Genomic DNA, 392 nt, shown 5'->3' with positions numbered 1-392 from the left:
TCGGTTTAATTATATCTTTTCTTGAAATTATAATTTTGGTTCTATTAGTCTTGACTCGCATTGAATCAATCCTAATAGGATTTTGTTTGAGTATTCAGTTTTCAATGATCAATTGTGAATTAAATTTCATTCACAATGGAGACTAGCGGGATCGAACCGCTGACCTCCTGCGTGCAAAGCAGGCGCTCTCCCAGCTGAGCTAAGCCCCCAGAATAGTGGTAACACTACTGAGTTATTATTATATGTTATTTTCAGTTTTATTTCAATGGATTGGAATAAAACTGATGGGCCTGAATGGACTCGAACCATCGACCTCACCCTTATCAGGGGTGCGCTCTAACCAGCTGAGCTACAGGCCCGTTTTCAAACCCTTATAGAGTTAGCGAAAAAAA

2 tRNA genes are annotated in these 392 nt (G+C 39.5%); both read right to left on the bottom strand.

The features are described from left to right. Window positions 1-136: 136 nt before the first annotated feature. Window positions 137-209, bottom strand: a tRNA-Ala gene (locus tag ACTQ45_RS13670). 76 nt (window positions 210-285) lie between these two features. Then, window positions 286-359 (bottom strand) — tRNA-Ile (locus ACTQ45_RS13665). Between the last annotated feature and the right edge of the window lie 33 nt (window positions 360-392).

It is taken from the genome of Fundicoccus sp. Sow4_D5 (genome assembly GCF_052116365.1).
In the GTDB taxonomy this organism is placed as follows: Bacteria; Bacillota; Bacilli; order Lactobacillales; family Aerococcaceae; genus Fundicoccus.
Note: the sequence above shows the minus strand (reverse complement) of the source record. Positions and strands in the feature narration are given on the sequence as shown.